Below are 15,937 nucleotides of genomic sequence, written 5' to 3' on the forward strand. Positions count from 1 at the left end.
GAGACCCCACCCCCGGCGTCAACCTGACGCGTCGTGGGCCGGGCGGAGAGTGGCCGTCTCTCGAACGCGCGGTGAACGTCGAGAGGCACGGGGATGAGCTTCATGGTTCCTCCGGGAGCGACGTCGATGTGCGGGGCGTTGGATGAACGCTGCTGATCAAGTGGCCGTAACGGGGGGGAGTGGTGCGAATTCTCGACCGAAATCCCGCGTTGACGGCAGAGATGAACAGACCTGCGTGAAAGTGGCCGTAATCCTGTGTTCGTTTCACTCCCGTGTGACAGGTGGTCCGATCGAGGGACGGCGTTGCGGTGGTGAATTGACGGAAACGGTGACTCGGCGCCGGAGGCTGCGGACGCGGAGCGGTCCGTCGTCGGCGGCGGGGCGAAGAGTTGCGAAGGCATACGACCGGCGTGGCCGTGATCGTTCCGGCTGACGGGAACGGCCGGTTCCGCGTGACGCTCCGAGCCCCCTGGACCGCTTGCCCGTGGGCAGTCGGTGCGCGAGGCTGGGCGACCGACGGGGGAGATACGGGGCACAGGGCGCGGTACCTGTCTGAACGGGGAGAGTGGTCACGAATGGCGTTGGAAGACGGACTTGACTGGCTTCTGGAGGATCTGACCGGTCGGGTCGAGCCGATACGACACGCGCTCGTGCTGTCCAACGACGGTCTGGTGACCGGGAGCAGTTCCGGTCTGGCGCGTGAGGACGCCGAGCATCTGGCGGCGGTCTCGTCGGGTCTGCACAGCCTCGCGCGGGGGTCCGGTCGGCACTTCAACGCGGGCAGGGCGCGGCAGACCATGATCGAGTTCGATGACGCGTTGCTGTTCGTCACGGCCGCTGGGGACGGAAGTTGCTTGTGTGTGCTGAGTGACGCGGATGCTGATGTCGGTCAGATCGCCTACGAGATGACGCTGATGGTGAATCGCGTCGGCGAGCATCTCGGCATCGCGATAAGGCAGTCGGGGCCCACGCACACGACCGTGACGGACGCCTGAGAGAGCCTCGGGAAGTTATCCACAGGGCAAGCGGGATTCTTGACGCGGAGATACGGTCGTCACCGAGAGTAGTCAATCACTCGCGGGGGAGACGTCGATGTCTGTCATGGAAATCTCGGAAACACTCGCCGCCGGCCGGGCGGCGCAGGAGCTACGCCTGAGGCGGGGCGAGTTCGAACTGGCCACACAGCTGGGGCATGTCCGTACCGTCGGCGGGTCCGTGAGCGGCCGCCGGAGGGTCGCGCGGGGTGAGGTCGAGCGGCTGCGGCGGGCGGCGGGTTTCCCCGACGCGCTGCGCGAGCGGGTGCGGACGGTGGGTACGGCCGAGGGGGCGGAGCTGATGGACGTCAGCCCCGGTCGCTTCACCCGGCTCGCGCGTGCGGGCTATCTGGTGCCGGTGCGCTTCTATCTCAATCGGTATCGAGCGGTCGTCTGGCTCTATCTGGCCGAGGAGCTACGGGCATTCGCGAGCGGTGAACCGGGCCTGCTGACGGGCCGGTTGCCACAGGTGAAGATGCACTCGCGGGCGCGCTCGGAGCCACGGACGCCGACCGGTGGTTCCGAAGCCGACGCCGACACCGACGTCGAGTCGGCCGAGGCAACTGCGGGGGCGGGGACGGGGGAGGACTGTCGTCCGCGCAACTGGCGTGGCCGTCGTATCGGTCTGCTGCTGCACGAGAGCGACGACCGGTGGGAGCGTGCGGCGATCGTCGGTTCCGTGCTCGATCCACTCCAACTCGCCGAGCTGGTACCGGATCCTTACGAGCGCGCGTCTCTGAACCGCCTGCGGCCGGACCTCGCGCCGGGCCGTCCGGGATCGGAGGCGGGGCGCGAGACCGTACAACGGCTGCTGACCGCCGATGATCCGGACGAGATCAGCTGGCACCGGTCCAGTCTGACCGCGCTGCTGGCCGACGCCCGGCGGGACCGGGAGGCGCCACGCCCGAGCGGCACGGCCCCCGAGGTGGCACCGACGCCCGCACCGCCGCCGACGCCCGCACCGCCGCCGACGCCCGCACCGGCACCGGCATCCGTGCCGGCGCGGACAGCCGAACCGGTCTCGCACGGTGGCGGGCGGGGGCGTCCGTTGCTGACCCGGCTGCGGATCAGGCGCAACCGGGACCGGGAGGCCGCCGCCGTGCCTCGTGGTGGCAGCGGCGACGGGTGAGATGACGCCCGGCCCCGACCCGCCCGGCCCGACAGGTTCGGTCCGGCTCGGTCAGGACGCGGCCTTCTCGCCGGTGACCATGGTGAGTTCGGGGGAGAAGCTGCCCCACTCTCCGTCCGGCAGCTTCGCGCGGATCTTCACCTTGTAGCTGACGCCGGGCTTCTTGCCCGCGAAGACGCTCTCGGTCGTCTTTCCCACGGGCGCCTTGTTGCCCCAGACCAGCGTGGTGGTCAGCTTCCCGTTGAGATGGATCTCGTACGAGGGCACCTCACCGTCGACCTCGGGCGGCAGCCACGACAGATCGAGGTAGTAAGCGCCCTCCTTGACGTTCTTGTGGCGCGCGACCTCGAAGCTGAGCGGTGCCGTGTCCGGGTCGTCGCCCGGCCCCTTCGGGGTGCTGATCTTCACCGGGTCGCTGGCCGGCGAGGTGTTGTCGGCGGCGTCGCGGGCCTGGAGGGTGAAGGAGTAGGCGGTGCCCGGCCGTAGCCCCGTGACCTTGGCCTCGGTCTCGCCGCCGCTCACGCTGTGGATCTTCGAGCCGCCCTGAAGGATGTCGTACGAGGTGATGCCCTGGCCCTTGCCCGGTGCGCTCCAGGTCAGCTCGGCGCCCTTCGAACCGTCGTGCTTGCCACGCAGCTTCACCGGCTTCGCCGGAGCCTTCTTGTCCTCGGCGGTCACCGCGGGCGTGGTGACGGGTTTCTTCTGGCTGTGGGGCGAGAGGTTGCCGGCGGCGTCCTTGGCCCGCACGGAGAACGAGTAGGCGGTGGACGGCTTGAGGCCCGTGACATCGATCATTGTCGTGTCGGCCGGAACGTCCTTGACCTTGTCCTTCCCGCGGTACACGACGTAGCCACTGACCGCGACATTGTCCTTGGCCTGGGCCCACATGACATGTGCGGACAGCGCGCTGCCGGCCTGGACGCTGAGGCCGGTCGGTGCCGATGGCGCCTGCGAGTCCTTGTCGTCACCGCCGCCGCAGGCGACGAGAGTGAGGGCGGTAGCGGTAACGAGCGCGACCTGGGTGGGGGTCCGTCGCACGATCGTCTCCTCCGTCGAAAGCAAGGGGCAATGGTCTAGACATATATGACACACTGTCGGGTTCACTTCAAGAGGCAGTGCCAGTCGTAATCCGAACTCGACGGAAGCCGACACTCCACCAGGGCCCCACAGACCGTGCCGTACCCGGGCCTCCGCGCACAATGACCTTGGCCCACCAGACAGCCGGAAGGAACTGAACGTGCAGATCGACCTCGCAGGCAAGACCGCTCTGGTCACCGGCTCCACCCAGGGCATCGGGGCGGCCATCGCGACCGGGCTCGCCCGCGCCGGAGCGCGCGTCGCGGTGAACGGACGCTCCGGGAAGTCCGTGGGCGCCGCGCTCGACAGCCTGCGCGCCGTGTACCCCGACGCCGAGTTCGTGGCCGCACCCGGTGACGTCTCCACCGAGAGCGGCGCCGAGCAGGTCCTCGAAGCCGTGCCACAGGTGGACATCCTCATCAACAACCTGGGCATCTTCGGTTTCCGGCCCGCCCTGGAGATCAGCGACGACGAGTGGCGGCGCTACTTCGAGGTCAATGTCCTCGCCGCCGTGCGCCTCACGCGCGCCTGCCTCGGCGGGATGACCGAGCGCGGCTGGGGGCGGATCCAGTACATCGCGAGCGACTCCGCGATCGTCGTCCCCGCCGAGATGATCCACTACGGAGTCTCCAAGACCGCCCTGCTCGGGGTCTCGCGCGGCTTCGCGAAGGCGGCGGCGGGGAGCGGCGTCACAGTGAACTCCGTACTCGCGGGGCCCACACACACCGGCGGCGTCGAGGACTTCGTCTACGAACTCGTCGACAAGTCCCTTCCCTGGGAGGAGGCCCAGCGCGAGTTCATGCTCAAGCACCGGCCGCAGTCACTGCTCCAACGCCTCATCGAACCGGAGGAGATCGCGAACATGGTCGTCTACCTCAGCTCGCCTTTCGCGTCGGCCACCACAGGGGCCGCGGTGCGTGTCGACGGTGGATACATCGACTCGATCGTTCCCTGATTCCTGATTGATGACAGGATGGCTCGCTGTGCAGACCAACACGCTTGTCGTCCGTCGCGCGGTGACCGCCGACGCGTCCGACATCTCCGGACTGTGGCTGCGATCCTTCGCGGCCGCCCTCCCGAGCGTCACACGCCCCCACAGCGAGCAGCAGGTACACGCCTGGATCCGCGACATCGTCCTGCCGACCCAGGAGACCTGGGTGGCGACCGCCGGGGAGGCGGTCGTCGGCATGATGGTGATCGAGGGCGGCGATGTCGACCAGCTGTATCTCGATCCGGACCACCGGGGCTGCGGCATCGGCGCCCGCCTGATCGACCTGGCGAAGCGGCGACGGCCGGCCGGGCTGTCCCTGTGGACGTTCCAGATCAACGGCCCGGCCCGGCGCTTCTACGAGCGCCACGGCTTCGTCCCGGTCGAGAAGACCGACGGCCGGGGCAACGAGGAGAACGAACCGGACGTCCGTTACTGCTGGTACCCCGAACCGGGTGGCAGCGCCGTCCCGGCGCCCGCGGGGGAGCCGGACCCGGCTGCCCACTGACCGCGGGCGGTCGTACCTTCGGCGCCGCCTGTCGGTCAGGGGCGAGATCGCGTCACATCCATGGCGAGACCCGGCCAACTCCCCCTGTGGTGGGGGCCAGTCGCAGGTCGCGGGTCCGCCTCGCGGTGACCGGTGGGGCGGACATGTCCTGCTCACCCATATCGAACAGGCGGCGTGTGTCGGCCTATTGGCGAGTGGACCGGCCGAAAATCGTCAGTTGGTCTAGACCTTGACAGGTAGTAGCGATTCCGGTTTGGTTCCCTCACCCCCATGGCGGCCGTCGCTCAACGACGGCCGCGCGAAGGAGTGAGTCGCTTGCGACAGCGAATCCTTGCACTGTTCACCGCACTGGTCTCGGCCTTGGCCCTCGCGGTATTCCTACCCGCCTCGACCTCGGCGGCAGCCACGTCGGCCGCCGCCTGTACCACCGGCTGGAACGCGTCCACCGTCTACTGGGGCGGCGACACCGCGTCGTACAACGGCCGCAACTGGACGGCGAAGTGGTGGACCCAGAACGAGAGACCCGGCACGGTCGACGTCTGGGCCGACAACGGCGCCTGTGGTGGCGGCCCGACGGATCCCCCGCCCACGGGTGGCTTCGTGGTCAGCGAGTCGCAGTTCAACCAGATGTTCCCGAGCCGGAATTCCTTCTACACCTACAACGGTCTCAAGGCCGCGCTGAGCGCCTACCCGGCCTTCGCGAACACCGGCAGTGACACCATCAAGCGCCAGGAGGCCGCGGCCTTCCTCGCCAACGTCAGCCACGAGACCGGCGGCCTCGTCCACATCGTGGAGCAGAACACCGCCAACTACCCGCACTACTGCGACACTTCGCAGTCGTACGGCTGCCCCGCCGGCCAGGCCGCGTACTACGGCCGCGGTCCCATCCAGCTCAGCTGGAACTTCAACTACAAGGCCGCGGGCGACGCCCTCGGTATCGACCTGCTGAACAACCCCTGGCTCGTCCAGAACGACGCGGCCGTCGCCTGGAAGACCGGCCTCTGGTACTGGAACACCCAGAACGGCCCCGGCACCATGACCCCGCACAACGCGATGGTCAACAGCCGTGGATTCGGCGAGACCATCCGCAGCATCAACGGAAGCCTCGAGTGCAACGGAGGCAACCCCGGCCAGGTCCAGAGCCGGATCGCCAAGTACCAGAGCTTCGTCCAGATCCTCGGCACCACGCCCGGCGGCAACCTCAGCTGCTGAATCCGGGGCGTCACTACGACAATCGGACGTAGTTCGGAGAACTGTTCTGCGACCTCCTCGTTGACTGGTTCGGGGCAGAGGCCCATCTGCCCCGAACCGGATCAGTGTCCGTGCCCCGCCGCGTACGTGTGGCGGGGCACGGCCGACGAGTGGAGGTTCGCCATGGCAGGCGGTACCAAGCTGGAGCCGGGGCCCGTCGAGGCACGGCCTGCGGAGTCCCTGGCCCTCGTGCCACCTCAATCGCACCAACCCCATGAGCCCCCGGCGTCACCGATGCCCCCGCCCCCGCCCGGCCGCACCCGGCGTCTCTTCCTGCGCGCGGCATTCGCCCTCGGGGCGATCGGCGGTACGGCCGCGGCCCTGACGCCCATCCTCCGGGCCGACCCCCGCAGGACCACCGCACCGGCCGCACCGGTCCCAGGCGGCGTGGCTGCCGACGGCCCGCCGCCCGCAGAGCGCTTCGACGAGATGTACGGCGGCCGCCACATCCGGGGGACGGAGGCCGACGTCCGTATCGACGGCCGGCCCCTGCATCTCATGCGCCGCGCCGACGGCAGCTACGTCAGCGTGGTCAACCACTTCGAATCGTTCCCGACGGCGCTCGCGACCGCCCGCGCGGCGGTCGACGACCTCGGCGGTACCCAGCTCTCGCTCGCCGGACCGGCGCTTCACTGACCGCAGGGAGGACCCTCCACGGTGCACATCAGAAAGAATCAGCGCGATCTCACCAGCGCGGAGAAGAAGCGCTTCGTCGCCGCGGTCCTGGAGCTCAAACGCCAGGGGGACTACGACGGTTTCGTCCGCCAGCATGTCCAGTACTACCGGGCCGACGGTGACGACGGCCCGCGGTCCGGACATATGGCGCCCTCGTTCCTGCCGTGGCACCGCAAGTACCTGATGGAGTTCGAGCGGGCGCTTCAGCGCCTCGACCCCAAGGTGACGGTGCCGTACTGGGACTGGACGACCGACAACACACCGGCGGCGTCCCTCTGGTCCGAGGACTTCCTCGGCGGCGACGGCCGCGCGTCCGACGGGCAGGTCACGACCGGGGCGTTCGCCTACGCGGCGGGCAACTGGAAGATCAACGACGGGGTGCTGGAGCGGAAGTTCCTCGTCCGCGCCTTCGGCCGCCCCACCTCCCCGATCGCGCTGCCCACCAAGGACGAACTGGCCTGGGCGATGGACGAGTCGGTCTACGACGCCGCGCCCTGGGACTCCACCGTCACGCGCGGTTTCCGCAACCGCCTCGAAGGCTGGACGGCGGGCGACGACAAGACGCGGTGGCGCAACCACAACCGTGTCCACCGGTGGGTGGGCGGCCAGATGCTGGGTGCGACCGCGCCCCATGACCCGGTCTTCTGGCTCCACCACGCCTTTGTCGACCTTCTCTGGGACCGCTGGCAGAAGAAGCACCCGAAGTCGGCCTATCAGCCGCAGCGCAAGCTCGGCGGCGACGATCCACAGCGCGGCCGGGCCATCAGCGTGGACGAGCCGATGCCGCCGTGGGGGACGAAGCCGGCGGAGATGCTCAGCCACCAGAGCCTCTACCGCTACGACGCCTGAGCCGGATCCCGGCTCCCACGCGTGATGGCCTCCCGCACGAGATGCGGGAGGCCATCACTTCATGTCTCAGTCATACCCGGGGATGTAGGTCCCCGGGTGACGGAGGCTCAGCGGCCGTAGCCACCCTCGTGGTGCTTGCTGTCGACGTTGACGCACTGGTTGCCGAACGCCGGGTTGAGCAGGCCGATCACGTCGATGGTGTTGCCGCAGAGGTTCACCGGGATGTGCACGGGGACCTGGACCAGGTTGCCGGAAAGGACTCCGGGCGAACCGACGGCCGCGGCCTCGGCGCCGGCGTTGGCAGAGGCCATACCGGCGCCGCCGGCCAGAACGGCGCCCGTGCCGGCGAGAACAGCAGCGGCCTTCGCGATACGCGACATCAAGTTTCTCCTTGAACGTTTCGAGCACAGCCGCACGATGCGCGGCCTTCACGCACGTTCAACGCGCAAACTCACCCTCGGTAACGAAATTGAGCCAATCAGTGAGAGAACGGCATGTGACAAAGGGGTGCACAGGTGTTTACCCTCGGGGTGAACGCTTGTGCACCCCCTCCGCGACGTGTGGTCACGGAGGCCGCGGCAGAACGACGGAGACCAGATGCCCGCAGGAGAGATAGCGAAGCCGGAGCCCGTGGAAGGGCAGCGCCGTCGCTTCCTCGTCGCCGTACTGGCTTTCTGCGGCGTCGTGGTCGCCGTGATGCAGACGCTGGTCGTGCCCCTGCTGCCGCACGTCCCCGCCCTGACGGGCAGCACACCGGCGGCGGCCAGCTGGCTCGTCACGATCACCCTGCTGACCGGCGCGGTCTTCACGCCCGTACTCGGCCGCGTCGGCGACATGTACGGCAAGCGCAGGGTCCTCATCGCCTCGCTCGGTGTGCTCGTCGCCGGTTCGGTCCTGTGCGCCGTCAGCTCCCACATCGGGGTACTGATCGCCGGCCGGGCCCTCCAGGGCGCGGCGCTCGCCGTCGTACCGCTCGGCATCAGCATCATGCGCGACGAACTCCCGCCCGCCCGACTGCTCTCCTCCGTCGCCCTGATGAGCTCGACCCTCGGGATCGGCGCCGCCGTGGGACTGCCCGTCGCCGCCCTTGTCGTACAGAACTTCGACTGGCACACCATGTTCTGGGCCTCGGCCGTCCTGGGGCTGGTCGACATCGTCCTCGTCCTGTGCTGCGTCCCGGAGTCCCCACTCCGCTCCCGCGGCCGGTTCGACGTCGTCGGCACGCTCGGCCTCTCCGCGACCCTCGTCAGCCTGCTGATCGCCGTCACCCAGGGCGCGGACTGGGGCTGGACCTCCGCGCGCACCGTCGGCCTGCTCGTGGCGGCCCTCGCCATCGGTCTGCTCTGGGGCGCGTACGAGCTGCGCACCACGTCCCCCATGGTCGACCTCCGGGTGTCCGCGCGCCCGGCCGTACTCCTGACGAACATCGCCGCCCTCCTCATCGGCTTCGCCTTCTACGCGAACTCCCTCGTCACCGCGCAGATGGTCCAGGAGCCCACGAGCACCGGTTACGGGATAGGCGCGTCCATCGTCGTCGGCGGACTGTGTCTGCTGCCCGGCGGTCTCGCCATGGTGGCGCTGTCGCCGGTGTCGGCCAGGATCTCCGCGAAGTACGGCCCCAAGACGGCGCTGGCGCTGGCCGCCGCCGTGATGGCGGTCGGGTACGTGGTGCGCTTCTTCACCAGTCACAGCCTGTGGCCGATCATCGGTGGCGCGACCGTCGTCGCGGCGGGCACCGCCATCGCCTACTCCGCCCTGCCCGCGCTCGTCATGCGCGCGGTACCGGCGGGCGAGACCGGTGCGGCCAACGGCCTCAACACCCTGATGCGGTCCGTGGGACAGGCATTCTGCAGCGCGGTGGTCGCCGCCGTACTCGCCAACATCACCTTTCAGGCCGGCGGCCGTACCGCGCCGACCCTCCACGCCTATCTGCTGGTCTTCCTCATCGCCGCCGGCGCGGCCCTGCTCGCCCTGGCGGTCACCCTGTGCCTGCCGGGCCGTGCGGTGGCGGCCGAGCCGGGTACCGTCGGCAAGGAGCACACAGCAAGCCGTACGTTCGCCGAGGAGGGCGCATGACGACGACCGGGCGTGCGGCCGACGAGACGACGGACCCGGGCGAGGAGTCCCCCGGAGGGCGCGGCGTGGAGCGTGGCACAGAGAGCGCTGCGGAGACGTCGAACGGCGCGGAGAAGTCGAACGGCGCGGACCCCGCGGACGACTCCGCCGCCGACCCCGGCACCGGTCGTCTCGCGATTCTGCGGGCCGCCCGGCGCGCGTTCACCCAGCGCCCGTACGCCGAGGTGACCATGCGCGGCATCGCCGCCGACGCCGGCGTCAGCGCCTCGCTCATCGTCAAACGCTTCGGTACCAAGGAGCGCCTCTTCAACACCGTCGCCGACTTCGGGCCCGCCGCCGACAGGCTCTTCGCCGCGCCGCCCGCCGACCTCGGCAGACATCTCGTGCTGACCATGGTCCGGCTACGGCGCGAGAACCACTCCGACCCCCTCCTGCGCGTCGTCTTCTCCCTCGGCAACATGGACGAGCGGACCCTGCTGCGCGAGCGCTTCCGCGAGCAGGTCACCGCACGGCTCGCCGGTCTCATCGGCGGCGAGCAGTGCGAGCTGAGGGCGGAGCTGATCACCGGCCAGCTCCTCGGCCTCGGGGCCACCCTCAGCCTCCACCGCCCCGGCGCCGGTGAGCGTGCCACCCCCGAACAGCTGGCGGACCTCTACGCGCCCGCGCTCCAGCGGTTGATCACCGGCCACTGAGCGCGCGCGGAACCGGGCAGCGGCTCGTACCATTTTGTACCGGCTCATATCGTCCGCTTGCGGTCCGTACCGGTACCGCGCACACAATTGACACCAGAAGGTAGGGAACAAACCGACCTGCCGTGCCCGCGACTGGGAAGAGGGGCCCGTGAGTGTCGATCCGCCACCCGGCCTCCCCCTCCCGGACCGGCCCGACGAGTCCGACGAGTCCGACCAGTCCGGCCGGCCCGATCCGGACTGGCCCGCCGGCCCCGACCTGACCCTCGCGTACAACCGCACGGGCAGCTTCGACATCGATCTCCGCAGCGAGCGCATGCATCTGGATCCCGGTGCCCTCGACGTGTTCGACCTGCGCCCCGACGAGTACGACGGCCACATGTCGGTCGCCAACCGGGTGCCCGCCGAGGAGCTGGAGCGCCTGGACACGCTGATCCGGCGGGCGCTGGAGAGCGGCAAGGACATCTACGGGGCGTACTTCCGGATCCGCCTCCGCGACGGATCGCGCCGCTGGCTGCACACCCAGGGCCGTCTCGTACGCGGTACGACGGGCGACCCGTACCGGGTCATCGGCATCGTGCGCGACGCCACCCGCGAGCTGGACGACGCCGCCCTGCGCACCGAACTGGTCGAGACCCGTCGCCGGCTCACCAGCATGGTCCGCCGCGTCACCGCCCTGCTCGCCCGCGCGACGACCGTGGACGACGTCACCGACGCGCTGAAGGACACCGAGGCGCTGAGCAACCTCGGCGCGGTGAGCGTGATGCTCGGCGTCGTCGAGAACGGACGTGTCCATACGGTCACCGAGGGGCGGCTGGGGCTGTACGTCCCGGAACTCCAGTACACGCGGATCGACGCGCCATTCCCGATGAGCGAGGTCGTCCGGACCGTACGGCCCCGCTACATCTCCTCACGCGAGGAGTTCCGGCGCTGTTTCCCGCCGCTCTGGGAGCACATCGAACACCTCCCGGTGGCATCCGGCGCCTACCTGCCCCTGATCGTCCAGGGCCGGACCATCGGCGCCCTGGGACTGCTCTACTCCCGGCACGGCGGATTCACCGGCGAGGAACGCAACCTCCTCGTCACGCTCAGCAGCAGCATCGCCCAGAGCCTCCAGCGCGCGATGCTCTTCGAGCAGGAGCACGATCTCGCCGAGAGCCTGCAACAGGCCATGCTGCCGCACCGTATCCCCGAGGTCGCCGGGGCCCGGATCGCCGTCCGTTACCGCGCGGCCAGGGCCGGACGTGACGTCGGCGGCGACTGGTACGACGTGATCCCGCTGCCCGGCGGCCGGGTCGGCCTGATGATCGGTGACGTCCAGGGCCACGACACGGACGCCGCCGCCGTGATGGGACAACTGCGGATAGGGCTGTGGGCGTACGCCTCCGAGGGCCACTCGCCCGCCACGGCCATGGCACGCGCCTCCACCTTCCTGCACGAGCTGGACACCGAACGCTTCGCCACCTGCACGTATGTAGAAGTCGACCTGTCGACAGGAGCACTCCAGATCGTCCGGGCCGGCCACCTCGAACCGATGGTGCGCCGCCGCGACGGCAGCTGCGTCACCATCGACACCGAGGGCGGACTGCCGCTGGGGATCGTGAACGGGCCCGCCAGGCGCGGCGGCACCGACTACCCGGTCACGCGGGCGACTCTCGCTCCCGGCGACACCCTGCTCATCTACACCGACGGGCTGGTGGAACGGCCGGGAGCCACGCTCGACGCGGGTCTCGACCGGCTCGCGCGGGCCGTACAGGACGGCCCCGGGGACATCCAGGAACTGGCCGACAGCCTCGGCGACCTCGTGGGGGAGCACGGCGGCGGTGACGACATGGCTCTACTGCTCATGCGCAGGGAGCCCCCGCCCCGCGACACGTGACGAGCCGTCGACCGATCTGAGTGCTCCTCGGCTCTTTCTGACGCATCATCAGTTAATCCGGCGGGTGCCGCCGCCGCTCGGGCGGGCACCCCACGTCACTTCCACGGTGCCCCCTGTTCTCCCCGACGTGTCCGTGAACCTCTGGCGAACCGGGGCACACGCGGCGATGCTGGGCGGCTGACAGCGCTTACTACCCGCGCCAACCCCCCGTACTACAGGAGAACTTGTGGGCCCAGGTCTTGCCCGCCGGTCCGTCGTGCTGCTCGCGGCGGTCACCGCACTGACAACCGGAGCCATCACCCCGTCCGTCGCCGACTCCACCCCCGACCCCCGTCCGCACGACGCCGCCGAGATGCTGCGCCCCGTCGCGCCACCACCGGCCAGCAGACCGGCCGGCAGACCGTCCGTCGACCCCGGATCGGTGGTCGACGGCGACGGCATCGAGACCGCGCGCAGCTCCCGCCCCGTCGCGCCGGGCGTCAGCCTCACCTCGTACGACCGCCTCGAATCCGACAAGTGGCTGCGCGTCGACGCGCTCTCCGTCGACCTCGACGGCGGTGGCGTCCGGGCCGACTACCTCTCCTCGGGCGAGGTCGCCGACCGCCGCAGCGTCTCCGAACTCGCCGCCGGCCACGACCCCGGCCAGGGCCGCCGCACCGTCGCCGCCATCAACGCCGACTTCTTCGACATCAACGAGACCGGCGCGCCGCAGGGGCCCGGCATCAAGGACGGCGCCCTGACCCAGTCGCCCGCCGCCGGCGCCAACCGGGCCGTCGGGATCGGCCCCGAGAACGCCGGGCGCGTCCTGGAGCTGTACTTCGACGGCGCCCTGACACTGCCCACCGGACCGTGGCCCCTCGCCGCGTACAACGCCGCGAACGTACCGGCCGGTGGCATCGGCGCGTACAACTCGGCCTGGGGCCGGGCCAACCGCGCGCTCACCGTGGACACCGCGAGACCCGTGGCCGAGGTGGCGGTCCGGGACGGCAAGGTCGTCACCGTCACCGACAACCCCGGCAGCGGTCCGATCGAGCCCGGCACCACCGTCCTGGTCGGACGGGAGGCCGGCGCCGTACAGCTCCAGGCACTGCGCCCCGGGGACCCGGTGGCCGTCGAGTACAGCCCGCGCACCAACGGCGGGCCCGTGCCGCGCACCGCGGTCGGCGGACGGGAACTCCTCGTCGTCGACGGTGTCCCGCAGAACCACGAGGGCCAGGGCAACAACACCGCCGCACCCCGCACCGCCGTCGGCTTCTCCAAGGACGGCAGCGAGATGCGGGTGATCACCGTCGACGGCCGGCAGGCCGACAGCGGCGGTGTCACCCTCACCGAGCTGGCCGTGATGATGAAGGAGGCCGGCGCGTACAACGCGCTCAACCTCGACGGCGGCGGCTCCTCGACTCTCGTCGCCCGCGAACCCGGCAGCGACGCGCTCCAGGTGGAGAACGCCCCGTCCGACGGCAGCGAGCGCACCGTCCCCAACGGCCTCGCCCTCACCGCGCCCGACGGCAGCGGGCGTCTCGACGGCTTCTGGGTCGAGACCCGTACGCCCGCCGGAGCCGCGCCCGGCGACGACCCCGTCAAGGGCGGCCACCCCGAACGCGTCTTCCCCGGACTGACCCGCGCCCTCACGGCGGCCGGTTACGACGAGACGTACGGCCCCGCGCAGGGCGACCCACGCTGGCGGACCGAACGGTCCTCGGTCGGCCGGGTCGACGACGACGGGCTGTTCACCGCCCGCCGCAGCGGCACCACCGAGGTCCGCGCGGAACGCGGACGAGCCGCCGGATCCATCGAGTTGACCGTCCTCGACGACCTCGCACGGATCCGGCCGACCACCACCCGTGTCGGTCTCGCCGACGGCGAGGCGACCGGCACCTTCGGCATCGTCGGCCTCGACGCGCACGGCACGTCCGCGCCCGTGGAGCCGCGCGACGTGAAGCTGGCGTACGACCGCGCCCTGTTCGCCGTCGCCGACGACGGCAAGGGCGCCTTCACCGTCACCTCCAGGACCGGCGGCGGCGCGGGACGGATCACGGCGACCGTCGACGGCGTCACCACCGCGCTCGCGGTGAGCGTCGGACTCCAGGAGCAGCAGGTCTCCCCCCTCGACGACGCCGCCGCGTGGAAGTTCAGCCACGCCCGCGCCGCGGGATCGGTCGCGGCGACACCCGAAGGTCAGACCGGTACCGGCCTGAAACTGACGTACGACTTCGGACTCTCGACCGCGACCCGCGCGGCGTACGCGAGCCCGCCGCAGCAGATCACCGTGCCGGGCCAGCCGCAGTCCTTCACGATGTGGATCAAGGGGGACGGGAAGGGGGCCTGGCCGACGCTGCATCTCAAGGACGCCGCCGGATCGGACCAGTTGCTTCGAGGGCCCTACGTCACCTGGACCGGCTGGCGGCTGGTGACGTTCGCGGTGCCGCAGGGGGCCGCGATGCCGCTGTCCGTGTTCCGCTTCTATCTCGCGGAGACCGCGGCCGACAAGCAGTACACCGGGGAGATCGTGATCGACGGACTGACGGCGCAGGTTCCGCCCACCGTCGACCTGCCCGAACAGCGGCCGCCCGCCGACCCGTTGATCGACACGGCCGCCGAGACCGAGGGCCGGGACTGGCAGTTCGCGGTGATGTCCGACGCGCAGTTCGTGGCCCGCGAACCCGACAGCGCGATCGTGCGGCAGGCCCGTCGGACACTGCGCGAGATCAAGGCGGCGAAGCCCGACTTCCTCGTCGTCAACGGCGACCTGGTCGACGAGGGTTCGCCCGCGGACCTCACCTTCGCGCGGCAGGTGCTCACCGAGGAGCTGGGAGACGAACTGCCCTGGTACTACGTGCCCGGCAACCACGAGGTGATGGGCGGGAAGATCGACAACTTCGTCGGCGAATTCGGCCCCGCGCAGCGGGTGTTCGACCACGGCGGAACACGCTTCGTCACACTCGACACCTCCAGCCTCTCCCTGCGCGGCGGCGGCTTCGCCCAGATCAAGGCCCTGCGCGCCCAGTTGGACGCCGCGGCCGACGACCCGCGCGTCAGCTCGGTGATGGTCATCGAGCATGTCCCGCCGCGCGACCCCACCGTGCAGAAGGGCAGCCAGCTCGGCGACCGCAAGGAGGCGGCGCTGCTGGAGGACTGGCTCGCCGGCTTCCGCCGTACGAGCGGCAAGGGCGCCGGCTTCATCGGCAGCCACGTCGGGGTCTTCGACGCCTCGCGCGTCGACGGCGTCCCGTATCTGATCAACGGCAACTCCGGGAAGAACCCGGCGGCCCCGGCCGACGAGGGCGGGTTCACCGGCTGGTCGCTCGTCGGCGTCGACAAGGTGTCCAGGAGCGAGCAGTCCGAGGCCCGGCGCGAGCCGTGGGAAGGCGGGCCCGACTGGGTCTCCGTACAGACACGCGCCCACACCGACGCGCTGGCGCTCGACGCGCCCTCCGCACTGGCACCCGGCGACAAGGCGGCGCTCGCGGCGACCGTCACCCAGGGGACGAGGGAGGTGCCGGTCGCCTTCCCGCTGAGCGCGGACTGGACGGGCTCGCCGAACGTGCACATCGGTGACCCGCGCAAGGCGAACCGTCGCGACGTGGCGGCGTTCGACCCGGCCAGCGGGACGCTGACGGCGCTGCGGCGGGGCGCGGCCACGGTCACCGTGACGGTCAACGGGGTGACGCGGCGGGCGGAGATCCGGATCGCCGCGGCGGTCCGGCCCGCGGCGTAGCTACGCCCGGCACCACGGCGTGCCGGGCGTGACCGGTCAGCCACGGCCCAGGACGGGCCCGCAC

General features: G+C 70.5%; 12 protein-coding genes and 1 pseudogene. 11 read left to right on the forward strand and 2 right to left on the reverse strand.

What is annotated here, in order from left to right; translation table 11 throughout:
- Positions 1 to 575: 575 nt before the first annotated feature.
- The gene (locus ACFUN8_RS20195; RefSeq protein WP_383639200.1) at positions 576 to 995 is read left to right on the forward strand and encodes a roadblock/LC7 domain-containing protein; all 420 of its coding nucleotides are present in this window, start codon (positions 576 to 578) and stop codon (positions 993 to 995) included.
- A 97-nt stretch (positions 996 to 1,092) separates the two neighbouring features.
- Positions 1,093 to 2,163 carry a DUF6397 family protein gene (locus ACFUN8_RS20200; RefSeq protein ID WP_383639203.1) on the forward strand — a complete coding sequence of 357 codons (1,071 nt, stop codon included), beginning with the start codon at positions 1,093 to 1,095 and terminating at the stop codon, positions 2,161 to 2,163.
- 51 nt (positions 2,164 to 2,214) lie between these two features.
- On the opposite strand, the gene ACFUN8_RS20205 is transcribed toward ACFUN8_RS20200, so the two are convergent.
- Positions 2,215 to 3,201 carry a fibronectin type III domain-containing protein gene (locus ACFUN8_RS20205; protein ID WP_383639206.1) on the reverse strand — a complete coding sequence of 329 codons (987 nt, stop codon included), beginning with the start codon at positions 3,199 to 3,201 and terminating at the stop codon, positions 2,215 to 2,217.
- A 199-nt stretch (positions 3,202 to 3,400) separates the two neighbouring features.
- Here ACFUN8_RS20205 and ACFUN8_RS20210 point away from each other — a divergent pair, with 199 nt between their 5' ends.
- The 5 genes from ACFUN8_RS20210 (at position 3,401) to ACFUN8_RS20230 (ending at position 7,511) form a co-directional block, all read left to right on the forward strand.
- Positions 3,401 to 4,195, forward strand: coding sequence for an SDR family NAD(P)-dependent oxidoreductase (locus ACFUN8_RS20210; protein ID WP_383639209.1), 795 nt, complete (start codon positions 3,401 to 3,403; stop codon positions 4,193 to 4,195).
- A gap of 28 nt (positions 4,196 to 4,223) precedes the next feature.
- Entirely contained in the window at positions 4,224 to 4,736 is a 513-nt protein-coding gene (locus ACFUN8_RS20215; RefSeq protein WP_383639212.1) for a GNAT family N-acetyltransferase, read from the forward strand.
- Between the two features lie 270 nt (positions 4,737 to 5,006).
- Complete coding sequence (locus tag ACFUN8_RS20220; RefSeq protein ID WP_383639215.1) at positions 5,007 to 5,948, forward strand: glycoside hydrolase family 19 protein; 942 nt, start codon at positions 5,007 to 5,009, stop codon at positions 5,946 to 5,948.
- A 162-nt stretch (positions 5,949 to 6,110) separates the two neighbouring features.
- Positions 6,111 to 6,623, forward strand: coding sequence for a tyrosinase family oxidase copper chaperone (locus ACFUN8_RS20225; RefSeq protein ID WP_383639218.1), 513 nt, complete (start codon positions 6,111 to 6,113; stop codon positions 6,621 to 6,623).
- A 21-nt stretch (positions 6,624 to 6,644) separates the two neighbouring features.
- Positions 6,645 to 7,511 (forward strand): tyrosinase family protein, encoded by an 867-nt coding sequence (locus tag ACFUN8_RS20230; RefSeq protein WP_383639221.1) that lies wholly within the window; start codon positions 6,645 to 6,647, stop codon positions 7,509 to 7,511.
- A gap of 107 nt (positions 7,512 to 7,618) precedes the next feature.
- Here the strand turns inward: ACFUN8_RS20230 and ACFUN8_RS20235 are convergent, their stop codons facing one another.
- Positions 7,619 to 7,891, reverse strand: a complete 273-nt coding sequence (locus tag ACFUN8_RS20235; RefSeq protein ID WP_382565776.1) for a chaplin — start codon at positions 7,889 to 7,891, stop codon at positions 7,619 to 7,621.
- 217 nt (positions 7,892 to 8,108) lie between these two features.
- Here ACFUN8_RS20235 and ACFUN8_RS20240 point away from each other — a divergent pair, with 217 nt between their 5' ends.
- The 4 genes and pseudogenes from ACFUN8_RS20240 to ACFUN8_RS20255 all read left to right on the forward strand — a co-directional run bounded on the left by ACFUN8_RS20240 (position 8,109) and on the right by ACFUN8_RS20255 (position 15,873).
- A complete protein-coding gene (locus tag ACFUN8_RS20240) occupies positions 8,109 to 9,587 on the forward strand; it encodes an MFS transporter (protein ID WP_383639225.1) in 1,479 nt (492 codons plus the stop codon).
- Positions 9,584 to 10,279 carry a TetR family transcriptional regulator gene (locus ACFUN8_RS20245; RefSeq protein ID WP_383639228.1) on the forward strand — a complete coding sequence of 232 codons (696 nt, stop codon included), beginning with the start codon at positions 9,584 to 9,586 and terminating at the stop codon, positions 10,277 to 10,279. Before ACFUN8_RS20240 ends, ACFUN8_RS20245 begins: the two co-directional genes overlap by 4 nt.
- 256 nt (positions 10,280 to 10,535) lie before the next feature.
- Positions 10,536 to 12,131 (forward strand): annotated as a pseudogene (locus tag ACFUN8_RS20250) (SpoIIE family protein phosphatase); the annotation flags it as partial.
- A 250-nt stretch (positions 12,132 to 12,381) separates the two neighbouring features.
- On the forward strand, positions 12,382 to 15,873 hold the full coding sequence (locus ACFUN8_RS20255; protein WP_383639231.1) for a phosphodiester glycosidase family protein: 3,492 nt from the start codon (positions 12,382 to 12,384) through the stop codon (positions 15,871 to 15,873).
- Positions 15,874 to 15,937: the final 64 nt, after the last annotated feature.

Source organism: Streptomyces sp. NPDC057307 (genome assembly GCF_042667665.1).
Taxonomy (GTDB): Bacteria; Actinomycetota; Actinomycetes; order Streptomycetales; family Streptomycetaceae; genus Streptomyces.